Source organism: Microvirga vignae (assembly GCF_001017175.1).
Taxonomy (GTDB): Bacteria; Pseudomonadota; Alphaproteobacteria; order Rhizobiales; family Beijerinckiaceae; genus Microvirga; species Microvirga vignae.
Genome location: NZ_LCYG01000087.1, coordinates 14,366 through 36,876, shown reverse-complemented (window position 1 = coordinate 36,876; position 22,511 = coordinate 14,366). Strand labels below are relative to the sequence as shown.

General features: G+C 63.5%; 18 protein-coding genes. 11 read left to right on the top strand and 7 right to left on the bottom strand.

Going from position 1 to position 22,511, the window contains the following annotated elements; genetic code table 11:
- Nucleotides 1-2 precede the first annotated feature (2 nt).
- From AA309_RS26210 to AA309_RS26200, 3 genes are all read left to right on the top strand, one after another.
- Nucleotides 3-803 (top strand): ABC transporter ATP-binding protein, encoded by an 801-nt coding sequence (locus AA309_RS26210; RefSeq protein ID WP_200902055.1) that lies wholly within the window; start codon nt 3-5, stop codon nt 801-803.
- 9 nt (nt 804-812) lie between these two features.
- Nucleotides 813-2,150, top strand: a complete 1,338-nt coding sequence (locus AA309_RS26205; protein ID WP_047191967.1) for an MlaD family protein — start codon at nt 813-815, stop codon at nt 2,148-2,150.
- Nucleotides 2,151-2,219: 69 nt separating this feature from the next.
- Nucleotides 2,220-2,843, top strand: coding sequence for an ABC-type transport auxiliary lipoprotein family protein (locus tag AA309_RS26200; RefSeq protein ID WP_244470503.1), 624 nt, complete (start codon nt 2,220-2,222; stop codon nt 2,841-2,843).
- A 242-nt stretch (nt 2,844-3,085) separates the two neighbouring features.
- On the opposite strand, the gene AA309_RS26195 is transcribed toward AA309_RS26200, so the two are convergent.
- On the bottom strand, nt 3,086-7,759 hold the full coding sequence (locus AA309_RS26195; RefSeq protein ID WP_047191965.1) for an apolipoprotein A-IV repeat region-like domain-containing protein: 4,674 nt from the start codon (nt 7,757-7,759) through the stop codon (nt 3,086-3,088).
- Between the two features lie 319 nt (nt 7,760-8,078).
- Here AA309_RS26195 and AA309_RS26190 point away from each other — a divergent pair, with 319 nt between their 5' ends.
- Both AA309_RS26190 and AA309_RS26185 read left to right on the top strand, forming a co-directional pair.
- Nucleotides 8,079-8,399 (top strand): 2Fe-2S iron-sulfur cluster-binding protein, encoded by a 321-nt coding sequence (locus AA309_RS26190; protein ID WP_047191964.1) that lies wholly within the window; start codon nt 8,079-8,081, stop codon nt 8,397-8,399.
- A 15-nt stretch (nt 8,400-8,414) separates the two neighbouring features.
- On the top strand, nt 8,415-8,840 hold the full coding sequence (locus AA309_RS26185) for a universal stress protein (RefSeq protein ID WP_047191963.1): 426 nt from the start codon (nt 8,415-8,417) through the stop codon (nt 8,838-8,840).
- A gap of 108 nt (nt 8,841-8,948) precedes the next feature.
- Here AA309_RS26185 and AA309_RS26180 read toward each other — a convergent pair whose 3' ends face one another.
- The 5 genes from AA309_RS26180 to AA309_RS26160 form a co-directional block, all read right to left on the bottom strand.
- Nucleotides 8,949-9,518 carry a hypothetical protein gene (locus tag AA309_RS26180; protein ID WP_150117769.1) on the bottom strand — a complete coding sequence of 190 codons (570 nt, stop codon included), beginning with the start codon at nt 9,516-9,518 and terminating at the stop codon, nt 8,949-8,951.
- Nucleotides 9,519-9,523: 5 nt separating this feature from the next.
- Nucleotides 9,524-10,699, bottom strand: a complete 1,176-nt coding sequence (locus AA309_RS26175) for a vWA domain-containing protein (RefSeq protein ID WP_047191961.1) — start codon at nt 10,697-10,699, stop codon at nt 9,524-9,526.
- Between the two features lie 11 nt (nt 10,700-10,710).
- A complete protein-coding gene (locus AA309_RS26170; RefSeq protein WP_047191960.1) occupies nt 10,711-12,501 on the bottom strand; it encodes a cation:proton antiporter domain-containing protein in 1,791 nt (596 codons plus the stop codon).
- 69 nt (nt 12,502-12,570) lie between these two features.
- Nucleotides 12,571-13,221 carry a tetratricopeptide repeat protein gene (locus AA309_RS26165; protein WP_047191959.1) on the bottom strand — a complete coding sequence of 217 codons (651 nt, stop codon included), beginning with the start codon at nt 13,219-13,221 and terminating at the stop codon, nt 12,571-12,573.
- Nucleotides 13,222-13,907: 686 nt separating this feature from the next.
- Complete coding sequence (locus tag AA309_RS26160; RefSeq protein ID WP_047191958.1) at nt 13,908-15,194, bottom strand: cystathionine gamma-synthase family protein; 1,287 nt, start codon at nt 15,192-15,194, stop codon at nt 13,908-13,910.
- 103 nt (nt 15,195-15,297) lie between these two features.
- Between AA309_RS26160 and AA309_RS26155 the strand changes: the two genes are divergently transcribed.
- The 6 genes from AA309_RS26155 to dksA all read left to right on the top strand — a co-directional run bounded on the left by AA309_RS26155 (nt 15,298) and on the right by dksA (nt 20,849).
- A complete protein-coding gene (locus AA309_RS26155; protein ID WP_047191996.1) occupies nt 15,298-16,146 on the top strand; it encodes an AAA family ATPase in 849 nt (282 codons plus the stop codon).
- Entirely contained in the window at nt 16,146-16,670 is a 525-nt protein-coding gene (locus tag AA309_RS26150) for a SixA phosphatase family protein (protein WP_047191957.1), read from the top strand. The genes AA309_RS26155 and AA309_RS26150 overlap by 1 nt, the downstream gene beginning before the upstream one ends.
- Nucleotides 16,671-16,747: 77 nt before the next feature.
- Nucleotides 16,748-17,764 (top strand): hypothetical protein, encoded by a 1,017-nt coding sequence (locus AA309_RS26145; protein WP_052955016.1) that lies wholly within the window; start codon nt 16,748-16,750, stop codon nt 17,762-17,764.
- 69 nt (nt 17,765-17,833) lie between these two features.
- Nucleotides 17,834-19,282 carry a YcjX family GTP-binding protein gene (locus AA309_RS26140; RefSeq protein WP_047191956.1) on the top strand — a complete coding sequence of 483 codons (1,449 nt, stop codon included), beginning with the start codon at nt 17,834-17,836 and terminating at the stop codon, nt 19,280-19,282.
- A complete protein-coding gene (locus AA309_RS26135) occupies nt 19,279-20,265 on the top strand; it encodes a YcjF family protein (RefSeq protein WP_047191955.1) in 987 nt (328 codons plus the stop codon). Before AA309_RS26140 ends, AA309_RS26135 begins: the two co-directional genes overlap by 4 nt.
- A 164-nt stretch (nt 20,266-20,429) precedes the next feature.
- The gene (dksA, locus tag AA309_RS26130) at nt 20,430-20,849 is read left to right on the top strand and encodes an RNA polymerase-binding protein DksA (RefSeq protein WP_047191954.1); all 420 of its coding nucleotides are present in this window, start codon (nt 20,430-20,432) and stop codon (nt 20,847-20,849) included.
- Nucleotides 20,850-21,035: 186 nt separating this feature from the next.
- On the opposite strand, the gene AA309_RS26125 is transcribed toward dksA, so the two are convergent.
- Nucleotides 21,036-22,265, bottom strand: a complete 1,230-nt coding sequence (locus tag AA309_RS26125; protein WP_047191953.1) for a flagellar biosynthetic protein FliO — start codon at nt 22,263-22,265, stop codon at nt 21,036-21,038.
- Nucleotides 22,266-22,511: the final 246 nt, after the last annotated feature.

Sequence of the window (22,511 nt, the reverse complement as noted above, 5' to 3'; positions counted from 1 at the left end):
CAATGCTCGAACGGCGCCACCCCGCTTCCACTCAAGATCGCGAAGTGATCATCCGCGTGCGCGACATCGAGGTCGGCTTCGGTGAGAAAACCATCCTCAAGGGCCTCGATCTCGATGTCTATCGCGGCGAGATCCTCGGCTTCGTGGGTGCGTCCGGTCAGGGGAAGTCGGTTCTCACCCGCGCCATTCTCGGCCTTGTTCCCAAGCGCGCGGGCACCATCGAGGTGCTGGGCCAGAACCTCGACGAGCTGTCTCCATCCGAGCGCCGCATGATGGAGCGGCACTGGGGCGTGCTGTTCCAGCAGGGCGCACTGTTTTCGGCGCTGACCGTGAAGCAGAACGTCCAAGTGCCCATGCGCGAGCATCTCGACCTCTCCGAGCGGCTTCTCGATGAGCTTGCCATGCTGAAGATCGAGATGGTGGGGTTAAAGCCCGATGCAGCGGACAAGCTGCCCTCCGAACTCTCGGGCGGCATGATCAAGCGCGCGGCGCTCGCTCGTGCACTCGCCCTCGACCCGGACATCCTGTTTCTCGACGAGCCGACATCCGGTCTCGACCCTATCGGCGCGGGCGATTTCGACGAGCTGATTGCGACGTTACAGCGGACTTTGGGGCTTACCGTATTCATGGTAACCCATGATTTAGACAGCCTTTACACGGTGTGCGACCGGATCGCGGCGCTGGGTGAGGGCAAGATACTGGCGGAAGGGCCTATCGAGGCAATGCTGGCTTCGGATCACCCGTGGCTCCGCTCTTATTTTCATGGAAAACGGGCACGTGCGGCCATGGCCGGCGGCGCGTAAGGGACTACGATGGAAACGCGTGCGAATTACGCTCTGATCGGCATATTCACCCTGGCGGTGATCGCGGCGGCGTTCGGCTTCGTCTACTGGTTCTCCGGTGGCGATCGGGGACAGACACGGCAGAGTATTCGCGTTGTCTTTTCAGGTTCCGTATCCGGTCTATCCCAGGGCTCCACAGTCTCCTTCAATGGCCTTCGCGTAGGCGAGGTGACGGAAATCAGCCTTCTCCCTGAGGATCCGCGCCGCGTGGTGGCGATCGTCCAAGTGGGCCGCGATATTCCCATCCGCGCCGATACCCGCGCCCGTCTCGAATACCAAGGCCTGACGGGTGTTGCGAATATCGGCCTTTCCGGCGGCGAGCCTGGTGCTCCTCCGCTCGTGGCGGGTCCCGGCCAGCCCATGCCCACCATCTTCGCCGACCGCTCCGACTTCCAGGATCTGATCGAGACCGCCCGCAACATCGCCCGGCGGGCCGATGACGTGCTGGAGCGGGTCGGCCGCGTGGTTGCCGACAACGAGGGTTCCATCAACCGCACGGTTCAGAATGTGGAGCGCTTCTCCCAAGCTCTGGGGGAGAACGCGGAGGGCATCGACCGTTTCCTGGCCCAGGTGGGGCAGGCAGCCGAGAAGATCGGCCCACTGGCCGAGAAACTCGATACGCTTGCCACCAACGTCGATCAGGTGGTTCGTGCGGTCGAGCCGCAGCGTGTGACCAGGATCGTCGAGAACGTGGACAACTTCACCCAGGCTCTGGGGGAGAATCGCCAAGTGGTGAGTGAGGCCCTGCGTGATGCAGCAAGCCTCGTGGACCGTCTTAATGAGACGGCTCCCAAGCTCGATGCCGCCGTGGCCGAGATCTCCACGCTGACGAAGGCGATCGACCCGATTAAGGTCGGCCGTACGGTCGATAATGTTCAGACCTTCACGGATACCCTGAACCGCCGCAGCCCTGATATCGACAAGGCGATCCAGGAAGCGCGTTCGATCACCGAGAAGCTCAACAAGTCTGCCGATCGGATCGACGGCGTTCTGACAGGCGCCGAGAAGTTCCTCGGTTCGGCCTCCGGTGAGGCGGGCAAGGGAGCCTTCGACGAGATTCGGGCCGCTGCCGTTTCTGTGCGGGACTTGGCCAATGATCTGAACGAGCGGACCAAGGGCATAGAAGGGGTGGTGAGCGGGGTCGGTCGCTTCACGGATTCAGGATTGAGGGAATACGAGGCTCTGGCGGCCGAGGGCCGCAGGACGCTTGGCGACATCAGCCGTGCGGTGCGGAGCATCGAACGTAATCCACAGCAGTTTCTTTTCGGTGGCCGTCCCAATCTCCCCGAATACAATGGACGCCGTTAAGTAACCTGTATGCGTGGATCATCCGTGTCTCTCCCCCCGACCGCTCTGCCCCGGCCGCTTCGACGCCTGATGCCTGTCGTACTTCTGGCGGCGCTTGCCGGCGCCTGCTCGTCGGGCCCGGCTCCGGCCACGTATGATCTCTCCGCGCCAACGTCCCGTATCAGAGGCGCTGCGGGTGTCCAGGTGCTCGTGAACGAGCCAGCGGCCCTGCAGACGCTCTCCACGCAGCAGATACTGGTGAAGGATGCGAGCGGCTCAGTCTCCTTCATGGGCGGAGGACAATGGGCCGATAATCTGCCACGCCTCATCCAGACGCGCCTGATCAACACCTTCGAGAACGCCTCCCAGCTGCGAGGGGTCTCGCGCCCCAGCAGCGGCGCGGTGGCCGATGTCCAGCTCGTTTCCGAGTTGCGCCGCTTCGAGGTTGAAACGCCCACAAACGAGGCGGTGGTCGAGATATCGGTGAAGATCGTGAGCGAACAGAACGGCCGCATCGTGAATGGCCGCATCTTCCGCGCCCGCACACCTGTTGCCTCGGTCGATGCCGCCAATGCCGCTCGCGCCCTCGATGAAGCACTCTCGGTCGTGATGCTCGACATCGTGCGCTGGGTCAGCGGCAGCTCGCTCCCACGGCGCGAGGAGCCGGGCGATATCAGCAGCCAGGCTCCGGTCAAGGAACAGGCGCCGACCTAGGCGCTTCAGCGTTTCCCGCGGATGAGTATTCGAGGCTCCGAACAGATCGGGGCCTTTTTGCTTGTCGGCGATTAACTGTCTCTCGTCATGGCCGGGCCTGTCCCGGCCATCCGCGTCTTTGAGGTGTTGGGTCCCCAGGACGTGGATACTCGGAACAAGTCCGGGGATGACGGAAGGTTTTCGCGACAAAACAAAAAACGCGGCCCGAAGACCGCGTTCTCGTGTCTTTAATTTGACCGCTCTTACTCGAAGCGGCCGCTCGCGTGGGCCAGCATGGTGTAGACCTTGCCGGTTTCCGACGTGAGATAGGTCTTCGTCAGCGTGGAGTCGCGGTCATCACGGGAGACCTCGGCGAGCAGGCGCTCGAACTCGTCCACGTAACGGTCGACCGTTTGACGGAACTCCTCGTCGCGGCGGTACTTGCGACGGATCTCCTCGAAGGTCTGTTGACCTTGCGCCGTGTAGAGACGGTGGCTGAACACGTTGGTCTCACCGCGACGGTAGCGGTCCCACAGCTCGACGGCCGCGTCGTGATCGATCATGCGGGCGATGTCGACCGAGATCGAGTCCAGCGAGTCGAGGCTGTTGGAGCGGCTGCCGCGTGCCGGGGCGCGAACGGGCTCCTCCTCATCACGCGAGGCGCGGGTCAGGAGATCCGAGAGCCAGCCGCCACGGGCATTACCGCTATCGCGAGCGGGAACGGCCTCTTCACGGCGAGGAGCGGGACGCTCCACCGGAGCAGCCGCCTGACGGACAGGTGCGGGAGCCGGAGTTGGTGCCGGTGCCGGACGCGGCTCGGGCTGGCGGGCCACCGCCGGCGCGGGAGCTGGGGCAGGGGAGGCGATGCGCTGCTCGACGGCGGCGGCCACCGCAGCCATGGTCGCAGCGACCGGAGTTTCGTTCACCGCAGCGCGGCGGGGCTGAGCGGCGGGAGCCGCATCGACCACGCGGTTGGAGCGCGAGACCAGAGCGGAGAGCTCGTTGAGAGCCTTGATCTGGTCGGCGACCACGCGGCGCATATTGGCCGTGGTCTCCTGAGTTTCCTGCGGCAGCTCGACGACACCGCGACGCAGCTCGGCGCGGGTGGCCTCCAGCTCGCGCTGGATCTGGCCGGTCATGCCGCGCAGCTCACCCATGGCGTCACGGAACTTCGCGGTGGCGTTGTTGAGGGCCTCCGCCATTTCGGCAGCAGCCTGCTCGTAGGTGTTCCGCAAGGTCGCAGCTGTGCGCTCGCTCTCGACACTGGTGGTGGAGCGGATGCGCTCGAACTGCTCGCCGATGGCATGGGTAGTCGTTTCGGCGGCGCCCGCAAGGACAGAGCCGATTTGACGGGCCTTGTTCTCGGCATTCTGGAGCGAGCCTTCCATGAGGGTGGTGAAGGCGCGGGTGACGGATTCGAGATCCTGCGAGCGCTCCTCGATGCGGCCGAGGAGCTCGTCCAGGGCGCTCTGGCGGCTGGTCAGGGCCTCGGTCATGCGGGTCTCGACACGCTCCAGGGCGGAAGCCGCCTGGGTGAGGGTGTTAATCTGCTCGTAGGTGGTTTCCGTAAGCGCGCGTCCGCGCTCCTCGAGGGCGTGAGCGAGGTCCATGGCCTGCTGGATTGCGCCGGAGGACACACTGCGCAGCGCATCGACCTGATCGGCGACCTGACCGGATGCGCGGTTCGCCTGGGAGGCGATTTCCGACAGAAGGGTCTCGATCTGCTGCACGCGGCCGCCCAGGCCATCCTCGACGGCGCCGAGGTTGCTGCTGGCAGAGGCCGCCACCTGCTGCAGGGTGCTGCTGGCATCCTGCAGGCGGCCGAGCACGTCGGCAAGTTCGCCGCGCACGCGCTCGTTGGTGCCGAGCAGGGTCTCGACCGTGTGCTCCGTGCCGGAGACCATGGCAACGCGCATGGCTTCCGTCGACTGCATGTAGGAGGAGGTGAGCTCCATCGTGCGCTCCTGCAGCGACGACAGCATGGTCTGACTGCGATCCTCGAGCGCGCGCAGGGTATTCTCGGTGATAGCGGTGACTTCGCGGCCGATCGTCTCTCCACGGTTGCCGAGCGACTCGATGAGCGAGTTGCCCTGCGTGTCGAAGATGGAGCGGATCTCGCCGATGCGGCTGTTGAGCGAAGAGACGACGGCTTGGCCGCGCTCGTCGATGGCTTCTGCCACACCGCCGAGGCGGTTGACCACGCGCTCCTCGAATTTCGAGACACGCTCGTCGAGGGTCGTGGCGATCTCATCCGCACGGCCGCCGAGGGTCTGGTTGATCTCGAAGGCGCGGGCGCCGAGGGTCTCGGCAATCTCGTCGGCACGGTCGCCAAGGATCTGGTTGATCGTGGAGATCCGGTTCTCCAGCGTCTGCGCGATTTCGCCAGCGCGGGTGCCGAGGATCTCGTTGATGCCGTTGGCGCGGGCCTCCAGCGCCTCGCTGATCTGCTCTGCCTTCGAGGAAAGCGTATCGGCGATGGTGCCGGTCTTTGCAGTGATCGCCTGGCTGATCTCGTCCACGCGGGTCTGGAGGGCATTTGCCACGTCGCGGCCGCCTTCGGCCATTACGCGGGCCATCTCACCGGTGCGCACGACGAGCGCTTCGCTGAGGGCGGTGGAACGGGCGCTGAGAACGCCGTCCACACGCTCGACGATGGTGTCGAAATTGACGGTGATTTCCGTTGTGCGGCGGGAGGCGTGCTCCTCGAGCGCCGTGAGCTGGGACTCGATGGCGGAGGTCGCCTCGCGAGCACGCTCGGCGAAAGCCTCAGCCATGCTGCGGCCCTGCACGGTGATGAGGCGGTCCATCTCCTCGAAGCGGCCGCTGATCGTTTCCGTCAGGCTGCCCACATCGCGGGAGATGCGGTCTGCGAGTTCGCCGCCGCGGCCCATGACGCCCTCGAAGGCTTCGAGGCGAGAGCCAAGGGTCTCCTCCACTTCGCGGGTGCGGGTGTCGACGGTGGTCGTGAGGGTTTCAGCCGTACGGTTGAGCACCTCGTTGACGCGTGCGCCCTGCGTGGCGATGGCGAGCACGATGTCCTTGCCGGTGCCAGCGAGGCGGGTCTGCACGTCGTCTGCGTGGCGAGTGAGGGTTTCGGAGAATTCCTGGCCGCGGGTTTCGAAGGCCGACTGGAATTCCTCGACTTTGGAACCCATGAGGTAGGAGATGCGCTCGCCGACCTGGGTGAGGTTGTTCTCGAGCGCTTGGCCCTGAACGGTGACAGACTCGCTGACGCGCTGGCTTGCGGTTTCGAGACGCACAGCGAGATCCTCGACGCGACTGCCGATGGACTCGTCGGCCATGCGCACGGCGCCTTCGAGATGCTCTCGCACCTCGTTGCCTCGCAGCATGACTTGGCTGCTGACCTCAGAGGCGGTAGTCGCCAGGTGCTCACGGAACTCGTTGCCGCGGGTGATGATGTCGTTGACCACATCCGAGCCGGTCGTGGCGAGCTGCTCGCGCAGGGCCGTGCCGCGCGCCATGAGTTCTTCGCTCACGGAAAGGCCGGCTGCCGCGATCTGATCGCGCATCTCGGCGGTGCGGGCGGAAATGTCGTCGGCGATGACGCCGCCGGTGGCCGCCAGCTTCTCGGTGATCTCGCTGCCGCGCTGGACGAAGCTCTCTTCCAGGCTCTTGGCCGTCTGTTCGAAGGCCTCGCGCACGTCGCTGCCCTGCTGGGCGAGGGCGTCGATCACGCCGCGGCCCGTCTCGGCCAACGTGCGGGTGACTTGGCTCGCGCCTTCCTGCAGATGGCGGGTGAGAACGTCTCCGGTGCGCTCAAAGGCGCCGGTGATGTCCTGCGCTTTGCTCTCAAGGGCGCTGGTGATGGTGATGCCGACCTCGGCAATGCCGTTCTTGATCTCTTCGCTGGTGCCCGAAAGACGCTCCACGAGTTCGACGCCACGGTTCGCCATCTCTTCGACGATGCGTTCACCGGCGCGACCAAGGGCCTGGGTGATCTGCTCGCCCTGATGTTCGAGGGAGCCGGTGACCTTGTCGCCCGCGCCACCGACGGCGGTGACGACGCGCTCGCTGGCAATATCGAGATCTTGGATCAGGTTCTGGTGAGCGCCGGTGATGGCGCCACGCACGCGTTCTGCATTGGAGACGACGGCCTCGCGCTGGGCGACGAGCTCGTCGATGAGGGAGCGGATACGGATCTCGTTGTCGGAATAGGCACGCTCAAGAGTGGAAATCTCGCTGCGGACGAGGGTTTCCAGTTCGCCGGCTCGCGCCAGCGCACGCTCCACGCCATCGCCAACGGCAGCCACTTCGCGGCGCACGGCCTGGGAAACGGAGAGAACGGCATCGGTGGAGAAGTTCTCAGGCTGAGCGAGACGCATGGCCACTTCGCCGACGGCACGCGCGACCATCTTCATTTCCTGCGAGCGGATGGTGAGCATCGCAGCGATGAAGAACAGAAAGATCGGCGCAACCAGGGCCACAGCGCCAAGGGCGAGCTGCGAGGTCGAGAAGGTGGCAGTGAGCTGCTCGGGCGTCGCAATGCCCTGGGAGTAAAGGAAGAAGCCGATGCCACCGAGCCAGAGGAGGGAGGCAAGTGTCGCGAACACATAAGCGCTGCGAGAAGGGCGAACCTGAAGAGCCTGCAGCATCACGCCGACGTTCTGGCGGTCATCGTTGGCGACGGCAGTGCGGTCAGGCGCGACGAAGCCGGAGCGGGGCGCGTCGTCCAGATTGATATCCCGATCGTCCAAGCGGTTCTCGCGTTCCTCCGGAAGGTCGGGGCTCAAGGAGAAAGGACCCTTCGTGAAATCATGGTCATCAATATCCGGAAGCCGCGGCTCGTCGGAGGAAGACTTGCTCTCCGGCTGGTCCGGAGAGGGGATCTCGAACGTCTCGTCAAGGTTGAGCGCTTGCTCAACAGCCGAAAGGGCTGCCTCCGCCGGGTCTTTCATCTTCTTCTTCTCGGTCGCCATGATCCGCCCTCGTGACGCAACTGAATGATGGTTGAAGCCGCCGTGTTCCCTCGACCATTAAGAGAAACGCGTGACCTCAGCCGGTCCGGAAGAGCCGATGACAGTCCTTCCGTATGGTAATCTACTATTTACCAAGCGAGTTTAGCGGCCGGTCATGTTCAAGGAAACCCGATGTCCCCTGCCACTTGCGAACGTCGTTAACGGCTCAGTAACCTGCACTACCGGGGGAAATGCGGCGAAAAGACGGCAAGCCTCGCGCCCGTCTCTCGTCATCCGGCGCGCCGTGTCTTAAATATGCGCCGTCACCAAGAGGTCTGCAATGATAAACATTACATTCATTGATGCCGAGGGCACAGCCCGGACAGTGGAGGCCGAGGAGGGGTCGACGGTCATGGAGACTGCCGTGCGCAACGGCATCCCCGGCATCGAAGCCGAATGCGGCGGCGCCTGCTCCTGCGCGACCTGCCATGTGTATGTCGATGAGGAATGGGAGGCCGTGACCGGCCAGCCGCAGCCCATGGAAGAGGACATGCTGGACTTCGCCTTCGACGTTCGCCCGAATTCGCGCCTGTCGTGCCAGATCCGGGTTCGCCCCGAAATGGACGGCCTCGTCGTTCACACCCCCACCCGCCAGGGCTGAACCGGAGACTTAAAGATGTTCAAGACGATTCTCGTTCCCGTCGATCTCGGTGAAGTCGGGGCGGCGCGGCCTGCTCTCGACAAGGCCGTGGAGCTTGCCACCGCCTCGGAGGGCGATATTCGCCTGATCTATGTGCGTGCCATCGTGCCCGTGACCTACATGGAGTTCATGCCGCCGGCCTTCGACCAGGAGCAGCAGGACGAGGCGGAGAAGAAGCTCGCCAAGCTCGCGGCCAGCATCAAGCTCCCGGCCGAGCGCGTCTCTGCCGTGGTGCGTCTGGGCTCCGTCTACAACGAGGTGCTGGACGAGGCCGAGAAGACCGGCGCGGACCTCGTCGTCATCGGCTCACACCGCCCGAGCATGGCGACCTACCTTTTAGGCTCCAATGCCGCCACCATCGTGCGCCACGCCAAATGCTCGGTGCTGGTGGTCCGGGCTTAAGAGCCTTCATCGTCATGCCCGCACTTGTCGCGGGCATCCACGCCTCATGATGCGATGGTTCAAAGACGTGGATGGCCGGATCAAGTCCGGCCATGACGGCAGAGGCATTCAACCCGCTTTCGGCATCAACTCTTCCGGAGGTGCATTCGAGCTGAAGAAGCGCGGCTTGTTGAGCCGCACCATCGGTTCGATCTGCCAGATGCCGACGACAGCGAGCAGGGCACCGATCAGGGCCACGCCCGTCGAGCCCATCTGAAGGGCCTGCCAGATCAGGTAAGCCATCAGGAGAAGCGATAGGATTGCAATTGCCGTCGTCGAGAACCACAGCCACCAGGGCTTGCCGGCGATGAAGCGGGCCTCCGGATTGGCCTTCACGATGGCCTCGCACAGAGCTTGGGCGAAGGCCCGATACTCCGTCGTCATCTCCTGCGCCTCGATGAGGCTTCTCCAGGTGAGCGAGCTGAAGGTGAAGGCCTTGCCGTCCATCATCGTGACCTTCGTGCGGTAGGATTTCTGGCCGATGCGTCCCGGCTCATAGGTCATTCGCACGGTTTCGACCGTGCCGAGGCGGACTTCATGCACCTTGCGACCGGAATCCACGACCAGCCGGTCGCCCTTGATGGCAAAACTGATCGGGCCGCCCACGGGGCGGGGGCTATGGGTGTAGGTTTGTGTCATGGGCTCTAACGTACCAGCTCGCGCATGGCGTGGTCTATGCCCTCGAGGTTCAGCGGATGCATGCGCTCGGAAAAGAGCTGCCGCATGAGGGTGATGGACTGGGTGTATTTCCAGTGCCCCTCAGGCACCGGGTTCAGCCAGACCGCCTTCGGGAAATGATCGAGGATGCGGCGGATCCAGACCCCGCCCGCTTCCTCGTTCCAATGCTCCACCGAGCCGCCGGGATGGGTGATCTCGTAAGGACTCATGGAGGCATCGCCCACGAACACCACCCGATAATCGGACGGGTAGGTGCGGATCACGTCGAGGGTGGGGATCTTTTCGTCGAAGCGGCGGCGGTTTTCCTTCCACAGATGCTCGTAGACGCAGTTATGGAAGTAGAAATGCTCGAAATGCTTGAACTCGAGCCGCGCCGCCGAGAACAGCTCTTCGGCCGCCTGGATATGCCAATCCATGGAGCCGCCGACATCGAGGAACAGAAGCACCTTCACGGCATTGCGGCGCTCAGGGCGCAGGCGCACATCGAGATAGCCTTTGTGCGCGGTCTCGTGGATCGTCTCATCGAGATCGAGTTCTTCGGCTGAGCCGGTGCGTGCGAAGCGCCGGAGGCGGCGCAGTGCGATGCGCATGTTGCGCACGCCAAGTTCCACGCTGTCGTCGAAATCCTTGAACTCGCGCTTGTCCCACACCTTCACGGCACGGAAGTTGCGGTTCTTGTCCTGGCCGATGCGGATGCCTTCCGGATTATAGCCATAGGCACCGTAAGGCGAGGTGCCGGCAGTACCGATCCATTTGTTGCCGCCCTGGTGGCGGCTCTTCTGCTCTTCGAGGCGCTTCTTCAGGTTTTCCCAGAGCTTGTCCCAGCCCATGGCCTCAATCTGCTGCTTTTCCTCCTCCGTCAGATAACGCTCGGCGAGCTTGCGCAGCCACTCCTCGGGGATCTCTTCTTGTCCGAAGGCTTGGCCCATGCTCTCCAGGCCTTTGAAGACATGAGCGAAGACCTGGTCGAATTTGTCGAAATGGCGTTCGTCCTTCACCAGGCACGCGCGCGACAGATAGTAGAATTCCTCCACGCTCTTGTCGGCGAGGTCCTGATCGAGCGCCTCCAGCAGGGAGAGATACTCCTTCAATGAGACCGGGACCTTGGCCGCACGCAGCTCCGTGAAGAAGGTGAGGAACATCGCTGCCGACCTCACTTGCCCACGGTGCGGCGTGCCCGAAACTCGGTTCGATCCGGTTTCCTGTTGTTCTGCCTCAGGACCGCGCGGAACTCGTCGCGCCGCTCGTGGATGGAGGCGATCACGAGGCCCATGGGGACGCCGATATCGGCCAGCACCGCCTCGCTCAGTTGCAGCGAGGCTTCGATGGTTTCCGGGACTGCATCGTCGACGCCGAGCTCATAGAGCTGTGCCGCATGTTTGGCGTCGCGGGCGCGGGACACGATGGTGATGTCGGGACGCTCCTGACGGGCTGCCGCCACCACCGCCTCGATGGCGCTTGGGGTATCGAGGGTGATGACGAGGGCGCGTGCCTGCTCGATGCCGCAAGCGCGCAGGAAGGCAGGGTAGGAGCCGTCACCGAAGAAGACGGGCCTTCCGGCCTTGCGCTCGCCGGCCACGAGACCCGGATCGGCGTCGATGGCGAGGTAGGGCACCTTGTGGCGGTGGAGCATGTCCCCGACGAGCTGACCGACGCGGCCATATCCGGCAACGATGATGCGCCCCGGCTCCTCGGGTGGAGGCGGAACGGCAGCTTCCGGATCGATGGGGCGCGTCTTTTCAAGCTGACGGCTCAACCGTCGCCCAATCCGCGCGAGGAAGGGGATCGCCACCATGGTGAACGTGGTCACGAGCAGCAGGTTCTGGCCGACCTCCGTCGGCACGAGCCCCGCGGCCATGGCGCCGCCGAGAATGACCAGCGCAAACTCGCCGCCTGGACCCAGCAGAAGCCCGGTCTCGGCGGCTTCCGAGGCGGTGAGGCCGAAGGGGCGGCTCAGCCAGAAGATGACCACGCTCTTGATGGCGATGAGGAAGGTCGCCACGGCCAGGATCGTCACCGGTGCTTCGAGGAAACGGAAGATATCGAGGCTCATGCCCACGGACACGAAGAACACGCCGAGCAAAAGCCCCTTGAAAGGCTGGATCGTCGTGTCGACGGCGCGGCGGTATTCCGTCTCGGACAGGAGAATGCCCGCGATGAAGGCGCCGAGCGCCATCGACAGACCGCTGACGGCGGCGATCAGGCTCGTCACCATCACTACGAGCAGGCAGGCCGCCATGAAGATCTCTGGGCTCTTGGTGGCGGAGACCATCTGGAAGAAAGGCCTGAGAACCACGCGGCCAACGCCCACGATAATCGCGAGTGCCAATGCTGCCTGGAACAGCGCAGTTGCGAAGGACAGCATCGTCACCTCGGGTTGGCGCATGTCGAGGGCTGCGATGGTGAACAGGATCGGCGCTACCGCGAGATCCTGGAAGAGCAGAGCCGAGAAGCTCGCGCGTCCTGCCGCCGAGCTGAGGCGCTTTTGTTCAGCCAGAACAGGGATGACGATGGCTGTGGAGGAGAGTGCCAATGCAATGCCGATGATCGCCGCCGCGGCAATCGAGTTCACGACCTTGAAGGCGAAGAGGCCCAAAGCAAAGGCACAGAGCAGAACCTGAAGCGTGCCGAAGCCGAACACCTGACGGCGCAGGGTGCGCAATCGTTGCCAGGACAGTTCGATGCCAATCGTGAAGAGCAGGAACACCACGCCGAACTCGGCAAGCCGCGACGTACCCTCGGGATTTGTGAAAGTAAGCCAATCGATCCAAGGGTAATCAGGAATAAGGCGTCCGAGGCCATAGGGGCCCAGCAGCGCGCCGACAGCGAGAAAGCCCAGGACCGGGCTGACCTTCAGCCTGTGAAAGAGTGGGACGACGACGCCTGCCGTTGCCAGAAATAGAATCGGTTCCTGATAAGCGTGCAGGTCAATCGAGCCGGTCATCTGTTCCTTCCATTCGCGCGCATTGTGGTTCTACGGGGAGCGGGAGTGCAAGGGCAAACTGCAGGAGCGCTACCGGAAGAACGAACGCCACCACGTCGTCGCATGTGCAATGCGTTTCAGACGTTTTCCGAGATCATCCGATGTGTTTTGAACGAGGCCAATATCAGGATGGTGTCTGAAACCGGAATCTGTTCGTCGGGAGGCTTCGAGCGCGAGCATGGCTGCATCGGCAGCCTCGGCGCTTTTTCCCTGGTCGGACAGGATGAGAGCTCTGGCGCCATGCCATTGGTAGTGATCGATCGGAAAGGTCGGTTTGGAGCGATATGCATCCAAGATGTCGAGCGCTTGGCTGTAGCGTTCCTGCAATCCATGCTTGGCAATGATGCTGGGCAGTATGAGATAGGCTCGCGTCTGCACGTTCGGGAAAGCCCTTTCTCGCGCGATAGCCGCTTCCAAAGCGCTTAATGCAGCGCCGATATTGCCGATGGCCATATAGGATGTGGCTTGATCGACATAAGCCTGTGCGAGATCGAACGTCTCCTCTGACGCGAAATATTGCTCCAGCAAGGTCAGGGCCGCTTCAGGATAGGTTTGCGCGAGAATGCTTGCCTGAATCCGTAAATATTGAGGCTTCTTTCTTGATCTCTGCAGCCGTGCCTGAAACTGCTCTGCGATTTCAGGGTTCCAGGCTTCATTTCGGAACCAATTGTCGTCGCTCATCTCTTCCTCGGCTTCGACGTTTTGAGAATATTATGTTATATCTTTAGACGCCTAACCATGAGCAATGGCTGAATGCCTGGGTGGTGAGAACAGATGTCAAAGTGCGAGCGGAAGAATCCTCGGGGCTGGTGAGCCGTCCGAAGGTGAGGGATCGACCGAGGGGGGCGCGAGGAGCGGTCCGGCTCGAGGTCTGAAGTGGGAGAGGAACCCGACCGCTCCTCGCGCACGGTTCTTTTAGGCGGACAGGCGGGCTGAAGTTCAGCGACTGCCGCAGGCGGAGACTGCCCGTTTAGAGCAGGCGGCCTGCGACCAGCCGTGAGCCCCCGCCGCAGCCTGGGCCTCCCGCCGGGTGAGGCTGCGTACCCTCACCCGCGAGACCGCTCCCGACCCCGCAGTCACGACGCCTCGCGAGCGCGCCCCTCGGCAGGTCAGGACAGCACCAGATATAGCCCAGATTAGGAACATTGTCAAGAACAAAATGGGAACTTTCGCTGCCGCCTCCATGGCCCCGCGTCATGCCCGCGCCTGTCGCGGGCATCCCCGCCTTCAAACCACAGAGGTTCCTAAGACGTGGATGGCCGGGACAAGCCCGGCCATGACGAGGAAGAGACGTCACAGAGCAAAAAGACGCGGGCCGGGACGATCCCCGGAACAAGTCCGGGGATGACGGAAGAAAGCAGGAGCGGTTAACTCAATGTCGCCAAAGCCTGCGCGAGGTCGGCGACGAGATCGTCGGGATGCTCGATGCCGATGGAGACGCGGATCGTGGCGTCGGTGACACCGAGTCTATCACGGGTTTCCTTCGGCACGCCGGAATGGGTGGTGGAGGCCGGGTGCGAGATGAGGGACTCCGTTCCCCCTAAGCTCACTGCCAGCTTGAAGACTTGGAGCGCGTTCAGGACTTTGAAGGCCTCGGCTTCGCCACCCTTCACATCGAAGGAGAAGGTCGAGCCAGGGGCATCGCTCTGGGCCTCGTATACCTGCTTGGCCCGCGAGCCTTCCGGCAGATAGGCGAGGTGGTGCACTTTCACGACGCTTGGATGCTCGTGCAGGAACTTGGCCACGATCTCCGCATTGCGGTTCGCCGCAGACATGCGAAGCGCCAGTGTTTCCAGCGACCGGCCGATCATCCAGCAGGAATGCGGGTCGAGCTGGGTGCCGATGGCCGAGCGCAGCAGGCGCACGGGTTTCATATGCTCCTTGGATCCCAGCGCCGCGCCGGCGATCAGGTCCGAATGGCCGCCCACATATTTCGTCAGCGAATAGACCGAGATGTCGGCTCCGTGCTTCAGCGGCTTCTGGAAGAGCGGGCCGAGCAGGGTGTTGTCGCAGACGATGATCGGGCGCTGCCCTTGAGCCTGGCCGATCTCCGCCGCGACGGTGCGGATGAGGGCCACATCCACCAGGGTATTGAGCGGGTTCGAAGGCGTCTCGATCATGACGATCGCGACACGGCCCTTGGCTTGGGCCGCCGATGCTGCCGCGCGAATGCCCGCCTCATCGACACCGTCGCCGAAGCCCACGGCCAGGATACCGAAATTGGCGAGCGTCTTGGCGATCAGGGTCTCCGTGCCGCCATAGAGGGGCTGCGAGTGCAGAATCACGTCGCCCGGACGGGCGAAGGCCAGGATCGTGGTGGCAATCGCCGACATGCCGGAGGAGAAGAGAAGGCCCGATTCCGCCTCCTCGAAGATGGCGAGGCGGTCCTCCACGATTTCCGCATTCGGGTGGTTGAAGCGGGAATAGACGAGGCCTGCGGCTTCGCCCTGCGGCGGCTCCTTGCGGCCGGCCACGTAATCAAAGAATTCCTTGCCGTGCTCTGCGCTGTTGAACACGAAGGTCGAGGTCAGGAAAACCGGCGGCTTCACGGCGCCTTCCGACAGGGTCGGGTCGTAGCCGTAGCCCAGCATGAGGGTCTCGGGCCTCAGCTTGTGATTGCCGATGCGGTCCTTGTGATAACGGTTATAAGCCATTGGCTCTTGTCCTCCCTAGTTTGTTAAGGGCTTACATGATGAGAGCGGTTGCCGAAAGCCGATGACACGACTTAGGGTCTGATCGTGAAAAGGAATGGTGGGGATGGCGCGATTTACCGGAACCGAAACCTATGTGGCGACCGAAGACCTGACGGTGGCGGTCAATGCGGCGATCACCCTGGAGCGCCCGCTGCTCGTGAAGGGAGAACCCGGCACCGGCAAATCCGTGCTCGCGGAGGAGATCGCCCGCTCCTTGAATGCGCCGCTGCTGACCTGGCACATCAAGTCCACCACCAAGGCCCAGCAGGGGCTTTATGAATATGATGCGGTCTCGCGGCTGCGCGACAGCCAGCTCGGCGACAGCCGAGTGTCGGATATCCGGAACTACATCAAGCGCGGCAGACTGTGGGAAGCCTTTGCTTCCGAGGCGCGCCCCGTGCTGCTGATCGACGAGATCGACAAGGCGGACATCGAGTTCCCGAACGACCTCCTGCTCGAACTCGATCGCATGGAGTTCTTCGTTTACGAGACGGGCGAGACGATCAAGGCCAAGCAGCGCCCCATCGTCATCATCACGTCGAACAACGAGAAGGAGCTGCCGGACGCGTTCCTGCGCCGCTGCTTCTTCCACTACATCAAGTTCCCGAATGCCGAGACCATGGCCCGCATCGTCGAGGTGCATTACCCCGGCATCAAGCACCGGCTCGTGGAAGAGGCGTTGAAAATCTTCTTCGACGTGCGCGAGGTTCCGGGATTGCGTAAGAAGCCTTCGACATCGGAACTGCTCGACTGGCTAAAACTCCTGCTTTCCGAAGATATCGGTCCCGAAAGCTTACGCGAGCGCGACACCCGCAAGCTCATTCCGCCGTTGCACGGTGCGCTCCTCAAGAACGAGCAGGATGTGAGCCTGTTCGAGAAGCTGGCCTTCATTGCCAGGCGGGAAGGGCGCTGATGCTTCGCCTGCTTCTCCTCCGCCACGCCAAGGCCGCCTGGCCCGCCGGTGTTCTCGATGTCGACCGTCCTCTCGCCAAGCGCGGGCGGGAGGCTTCGGCGCTGATGGGCAATTACATCAGGAGCGAATGCCTCTCGCCGGATCTCGCGCTCGTCTCCTCCGCACGCCGCACGCGGGAGACCTGGGAGCTCATTCACCCGATCATCGGCGATGTGGAGAGCCGAAGCGACGGACGCATCTACGAGGCCCCCGTCTCACGCCTTCTCACTGTCCTGCACGAGGTAGAACCTGAGGCTCGAACGGTTTTGATGATCGGCCACAATCCCGGCTTCGAGGATCTTGCGAGTCTCCTGATCGGCGAGGGCGACATGGACAGCATCCTGCGCCTCGGACGCAAGTATCCGACAGCCGGTCTCGCCGTCATCGACTTCCCGGCCGAGAGCTGGGCTCACGTGAAGCGCAAGTCCGGCCGGCTGGAGCGCTTCGTGACGCCGAAATCCATCGGGGCCGATGAAGACGATTGAGGTGAACATATCGCCCCCGCCATCGTTTCTCCCGAAAGATCTTCAAAGCTTCAGGCGGTCGCGGGGACCATCTTCACATGCTGCTTCAGACGCTTCTTGCGCTTGGGTTAGCCGGGCGCGCTTTGCTTCCCGGCTTGGCTGATCTCTCGATCGGGCCGCAGGCGCTGCAGGTGCGCTATGAGCCTCAGAGCCGTGAGGTCACGAACTGGCGCTCGGAAGCCATCGATGCGCTCGAGCCAAAGACGGTGGTCACATTGGCTGCTCTCTTCAAGGCCGAGCGCCCCTTCGTCACCCGCTGCGTGAAGCTCAATAACTATTGGTGCATCAAGAGCGCCCGCTGGAACGGGGAACTCGCCACCGACAGCGAAGGCCATGTGGGTTTTGCCTCTGCGGATCACGGGGCCGATGCCGCGGCCCTGCTGCTCAAGCGCTATTATCTCGATTTCCAACGCAAATCCGCCCTCGACATCGTGCGGCGCTGGGCTCCTGCCGAATGCGGTATTGCCACCGGCATCGGCGGCATGGCGGTGCTGGCGGTTAGGGGAATAGGCGGCACGGTACGCGCGCAATATCTCGCCTCCCGTCGCAAGGGGCGCGTGGTGCGCTATACCGCGAAGAGCGGTTCCGGCGGCAAGCCGGGCCGGGTGTCGATGATCATTCCTATGGCACCGAAAACACCTCAATACCGGGTTCCCAGCATCGCCGTGGGCATGGGCGAGAAGCCGAAGGCTCCGGACCCGCGGCCTCTCGTCGTCCAACGGCCCAAGCCCAAGCGCGAGCCGGTGACCACGGCCCCAGCGGCTCCCAAGGCTCCCAAGACAAAGGTTGCCTCGGTCTGCGCTCCCGACGAACGGCGCCTGCGCAATTACGCCAGTCGCATGGTCGAAGGCTTAGGCCTTGGGCCCGACGACGACCTCAAGCTCTTCTCAGCGGAGGGCAAGCCCTTGCCGAACCTTGCCCGTGTGATGCTGGCGATGTCGTCCTTCGAATTGGGAGCGCTGCGGGCGAGCCCCGATCTGGTAGAGGCCGCCATCGAGCGGGCCAGCGCCAAGATCGAGGCCAGCATCAAGACGGACCGGCCTCAGGAACAGTGAGCCCGCCTTGCGGGATAGGACTTCAAGCCCCACCTTTCAGCTTGGCTTGAGAGAATTAGGTTCATCTGCGTGTCCGTCATTACCGATCTTGCCTCCCGCGCCGGGTCTGCTGCGCAATCTTTCTGGGAGGCCTCCGGCCAACTGATCCAGCCCTCCCTCCGTCTCGGCGTCACGGGGTTGGCCCGCTCCGGCAAGACCGTGTTCACTACCGCATTGGTGCATCATCTGACGCGCGGCACGAACCTGCCTGCATTCCGGGCCTCTGCGGAGGGACGGATTCGCCGCGCACATCTTAGCCCACAGCCCGACGATGCGGTGCCGCGTTTCCCGTTCGAAGAGCATATGGCGGCCCTCACGCAGGATCGCCGCTGGCCGCAATCCACGAGTCGGATCAGTGAGTTGCGGGTGGATATTGAATATGAACGTAAAGCGGGATGGCGCCCAGGGCCGGCATCGCTTGCACTCGACATCGTGGATTACCCCGGCGAGTGGCTGCTCGATCTGGCGCTGCTCGATGCGGGCTATGCCGAATGGTCCCGCCAGACGATCGAAGCCAGCCGCCGCCGCGACCGGGCGGCGGTCGCAGGCCGCTGGCACGAGATTTTAAAGACCCTCGACCCAGCCGGCCCCGCCGACGAGGTACTGGCCTCCAAGGCGAGCGAGGTCTTCAAGGATTATCTCATGGCTCTCCGGGTGGGTGCCGAAGCCGTGGCGACGACGCCTCCAGGGCGTTTCCTCATGCCCGGCGATCTCGCAGGCTCGCCGGCGCTCACCTTCGCGCCACTCGATCTGCCGAGTGGTCAGCCTATTGCCCCTGGCCGCTTCGCCGCTCTCATGGAGCGACGCTTCGAGGCCTATAAGACCCATGTGGTCCGGCCCTTCTTTCGCGACCATTTCCAACGCATCGACAGGCAGATCGTGCTGGTGGACGTGCTCGCCGCCATCGATGCCGGACCTGCGGCTCTGGCCGAGCTGGAGGAGGCACTCGACCAGGTGCTCATGGCGTTTCGGACCGGGCGCAACACGCTCCTCTCCCGCCTGTTCTCTCCCCGGGCCGACCGGGTGCTGTTTGCGGCCACGAAAGCCGACCACATCCATCACACGGATCACGACCGTCTCGATGCGGTCCTGCGCCATCTCGTGAACCGCGCCTCGCGCCGCACGGAAGCTGCGGGCGCGCGGGTCGGCACCGTGGCGCTGGCTTCCATGCGCGCGACCCGAGAGACGACCATCCGCGAAGGGCGCGAGACTCTGCGGGCGGTCGCCGGCATTCCCGAGGTCGGCGAGCGAGTGGGGAATGAGATTTTCGATGGCGAGACAGAAGCTGCGATCTTTCCGGGCGAGCTGCCGGAATCGGCCGAAGCCATCTTCCATGGCGCCATCGAGCCCGGCTCGTTCCGCTTCCCCCGCTTCAGGCCGCCCAAGCTGCCGGTCGATGCGGCGGGCCGCATGGCCAAGATGCCTCATATCCGTCTCGACCGCGCCCTTGAATTCCTGCTGGGGGACCGTTTCGCATGAGCCGCCAACCTCGCGCCTTTCGCCTCAACGATCCCAATGTGACCGGCGGTTCGATCCAGGTAACGGAGGAGCCGTTCGATGCCATTGAGGCGGCGGATGGCGTTGTTGTGCCCATGGGTGAACGGCGACGCGCGCCTTGGGTGAGCATTCTGGTCTCGGCGCTCTCGGGCCTCCTGTTGCTGGGGTTGGGCCTCGCCCTCGAAAATCTGATCGTCGATCTTTATGCCGTTACCCCTTGGCTCGGCTGGGTGGCGCTGGCGCTCACGGTGATCGCGGCCCTGGCCTTTTTGGCCATCATTGGGCGGGAGGCTTTGGGGATCTGGCGGGAGCAGAAGATCGAGAAGCTCCGTGAATCCGCTGTCGATGCTTTGGCGGTGAAGGACCATAAGGCTGCCAAAGGCATTGTGGCCGATCTCTTGGGCCTCTACGGCGGCAGAAGCAGCGCGGCCCAGGCAAGAGCCAGGCTCAAGGCCCTCACAGATGAGATCATCGACGCCGATGATCGGCTCGCCATCGCCGAACGTGAGCTGCTGGCCCCGCTCGATGCCCAGGCCAAGCGCGCGATTGCTGCCGCAGCCAAGCAGGTCTCTCTGGTGACGGCTGTGAGCCCGCGCGCAATCGTGGACGTCGCCTTCGTGATCTTCTCTGCGATGCGCCTGCTGCGGACCCTGGCGCGAATTTACGGCGGCAGGCCGGGCCTCTTTGGTTTCTTGAGGCTCGCGAAGGCGGCGCTGAACCACTTGGCCGTTACTGGCGGCGTGGCGGTGGGCGACAGCCTCATGCAGCAGGTTTTGGGGCTGGGTCTGGCGGCTCGGATCTCGGCGAAGCTGGGGGAGGGCGTTCTGAACGGCCTCATGACGGCCCGATTCGGGCTTGCCGCACTCTCCGTCTGCCGCCCGTTGCCCTTCATCCGCGAGGAGCCGCCGAAGGTCGCGGATGTGGCCGGGGAGCTGATCAGCCGGGCCGAGGCCGCCGCCTCTTAAGTGGTGCGGCAAATCGTTCAGTTTGGGGCCTTTGCCCGTATTCCAGGCGTTTCAAGGGGTGCAATGGAAATATTTAGACGAATCGATGACGCTGAAGAGCGTTGTCGCGGAACCGGCTTCACTATATAGGGGCCCCACAGTTCATTGGGGAACAATGGCCGAACATGACAGACATCGTTATTGATGAGGGTTATCGACCGACAGAAGACGAGCCCTTCATGAATGAACGGCAGAGGGAGTATTTCCGGCGCAAGCTGATCGGCTGGAAAAACGACATCCTCAAAGAGGCTCAGGAAACTCTCGCCACCTTGCAGAGCGAGAACGAGAACCATCCTGACCTGGCGGACCGCGCCTCTTCTGAAACGGACCGTGCTATCGAGCTTCGCGCCCGCGACCGCCAGCGCAAGCTGATCGCCAAGATCGATGCGGCTCTCGCCCGGATCGATGACGGCTCCTACGGTTACTGCGAGGAAACCGGCGATCCGATTTCTCTCAAGCGTCTCGAGGCTCGCCCCATCGCGACCCTCTCTCTGGAAGCCCAGGAGCGTCATGAGCGCAACGAGCGGGTCTACCGGGACGACTGATCCCTCCCTTTCATTCCTACACAAACAAAAGGGCTCCGGTAACGGAGCCTTTTTCGTTAGCTTTTAGGTGCTTAGCGTATCGTGCCGAAAACCGGATCCGGTTTTCGGCACGATACGATGTGGTCATGAAAAGAAGGGAGCAGCGGATCGATCCCAAAAGTGGATTACACTTTCGGGTCCGATGCTCTAGCCCTTCTTGCCGGTATCCAGCGGACGTCCGAGCAGGCGGGCGAATTCAGCCTCGATATCCTCCACGGAGAAGGGATCAGACGCCTTCTGCGGAGCCGGAGCGGGCTCAGGCTGCTGCGGAGGCAGCGGCGACGGAGCCGGGCGGACCGGCTCGGCTGTCGGACGCGGCTCGGGCTGTGGAGCGGGAGCGGGCTCCTCGACGAGATCCTCGTGATCCTCGTGATCCTCGTCGCGGTAGGCCACAGGCGCTTCCTTGGTGTGCCCGGTTTCAAGCAGGTCGTCCTCGTCAGCCACATCCCCTTCGTGCGGCTCATGGGCCGGGGCCGGAGCAGGAGCCACCGACGCGGCGGGACGCTTCAGGGCCTCCTCGAGCTGCTTGGCCATGTTGGAGAGAGCCGCGGCATCGGGCACAGCCTTGGGGGCGGGAGCCACAGGCTTCTCGGCCGGTGCGGCTTGGAAGGGGCGGACGGGCTCTGCCTGCGGGGGAGGTGCGGGTGGAGTCGGAGCCGTCGGCGTCGGACGCGACTGGAACGGTGGCGGGGCAAAGGTCGGACGCGGCTCAGGACGCTCGACCGGTGGCGGGGCCACAGGAGCAACCGGAGCGCTCGGGGAAGGGGCTGCCGTCCGGGCTTCGGCGCGCAGGCCCTGCACAACCGGAGCGGCCGTCACCGACACGACGTCGGGCTTCAGCATGGGCTCGGCATGCGCCGGAATGGGAGCGCTGACGGAGGCAACCGCCGAAAGCTCCTGGTCCACGTCGGATTCCTCGGACGGACGACGCACGAAGGCACCGAGCTGGGCCGCAAGCTGAGCCTCGATGGAAGGACGCCCGTTGGCCTCGACTTGCACTGGGCGCTGAGCCTGATCCAGGGAGGGTTCGAAACGCTCAGGACCCGGCTCGTTGGCCGCAGCTGGAATCCGGGCGCCGGCCACGCGCACGATGTTGGTCTCGATGACCACATCATTGGGGCCGCCGATGAGGAGGAGGTGCTCGACATTGTCACGGCGCAGCAGAAGAAGCTGCCGCTGCCGGTCAAGGTCGTAAACGTCGACGATGCCAAGCCGCGGCTGGCGGCTGCGGGACCGATCGCTGCCCGGCATCATGAGGCGAGCGCCCGTCAACTTGCGCAGGACCAGGCCGAACAGGGCGACCAGAGCCAGAATGATCGCGAATGCGATCACGAAGAGGACTGCTCGCGACGCTTCGATACCAAAAAGAGATGACACGATGAACTCTCAAGCCTTGTGGGGGCCTTTGACAGGCCAGTTCTGTGTTGGTTGTATCACATTGACCGTCAAAGCCAGCCGCAAGGTTAACAGATGGTTAACGGCACAATCTACGCCTTGCGGCATATGGGGTTCACGGGAAACCCTGCAATCCGCAAGGGAAGGGTGAAGGGCCCTCAAGCACGCAAAATGTGGCCAGCACGGGGCAGGCTGAGAGTTCTTCCCTGGAAAACCTTTGGGTTCAGG

What these genes read in the sequence shown, in the direction of transcription:
- AA309_RS26210 (WP_200902055.1), top strand. Translation starts at nt 3, where the DNA reads ATGCTCGAACGGCGCCACCCCGCTTCCACTCAAGATCGCGAAGTGATC.
- AA309_RS26205 (WP_047191967.1), top strand. Translation starts at nt 813, where the DNA reads ATGGAAACGCGTGCGAATTACGCTCTGATCGGCATATTCACCCTGGCG.
- AA309_RS26200 (WP_244470503.1), top strand. Translation starts at nt 2,220, where the DNA reads ATGCCTGTCGTACTTCTGGCGGCGCTTGCCGGCGCCTGCTCGTCGGGC.
- AA309_RS26195 (WP_047191965.1), bottom strand. Translation starts at nt 7,759, where the DNA reads ATGGCGACCGAGAAGAAGAAGATGAAAGACCCGGCGGAGGCAGCCCTT.
- AA309_RS26190 (WP_047191964.1), top strand. Translation starts at nt 8,079, where the DNA reads ATGATAAACATTACATTCATTGATGCCGAGGGCACAGCCCGGACAGTG.
- AA309_RS26185 (WP_047191963.1), top strand. Translation starts at nt 8,415, where the DNA reads ATGTTCAAGACGATTCTCGTTCCCGTCGATCTCGGTGAAGTCGGGGCG.
- AA309_RS26180 (WP_150117769.1), bottom strand. Translation starts at nt 9,518, where the DNA reads ATGACACAAACCTACACCCATAGCCCCCGCCCCGTGGGCGGCCCGATC.
- AA309_RS26175 (WP_047191961.1), bottom strand. Translation starts at nt 10,699, where the DNA reads ATGTTCCTCACCTTCTTCACGGAGCTGCGTGCGGCCAAGGTCCCGGTC.
- AA309_RS26170 (WP_047191960.1), bottom strand. Translation starts at nt 12,501, where the DNA reads ATGACCGGCTCGATTGACCTGCACGCTTATCAGGAACCGATTCTATTT.
- AA309_RS26165 (WP_047191959.1), bottom strand. Translation starts at nt 13,221, where the DNA reads ATGAGCGACGACAATTGGTTCCGAAATGAAGCCTGGAACCCTGAAATC.
- AA309_RS26160 (WP_047191958.1), bottom strand. Translation starts at nt 15,194, where the DNA reads ATGGCTTATAACCGTTATCACAAGGACCGCATCGGCAATCACAAGCTG.
- AA309_RS26155 (WP_047191996.1), top strand. Translation starts at nt 15,298, where the DNA reads ATGGCGCGATTTACCGGAACCGAAACCTATGTGGCGACCGAAGACCTG.
- AA309_RS26150 (WP_047191957.1), top strand. Translation starts at nt 16,146, where the DNA reads ATGCTTCGCCTGCTTCTCCTCCGCCACGCCAAGGCCGCCTGGCCCGCC.
- AA309_RS26145 (WP_052955016.1), top strand. Translation starts at nt 16,748, where the DNA reads ATGCTGCTTCAGACGCTTCTTGCGCTTGGGTTAGCCGGGCGCGCTTTG.
- AA309_RS26135 (WP_047191955.1), top strand. Translation starts at nt 19,279, where the DNA reads ATGAGCCGCCAACCTCGCGCCTTTCGCCTCAACGATCCCAATGTGACC.
- dksA (WP_047191954.1), top strand. Translation starts at nt 20,430, where the DNA reads ATGACAGACATCGTTATTGATGAGGGTTATCGACCGACAGAAGACGAG.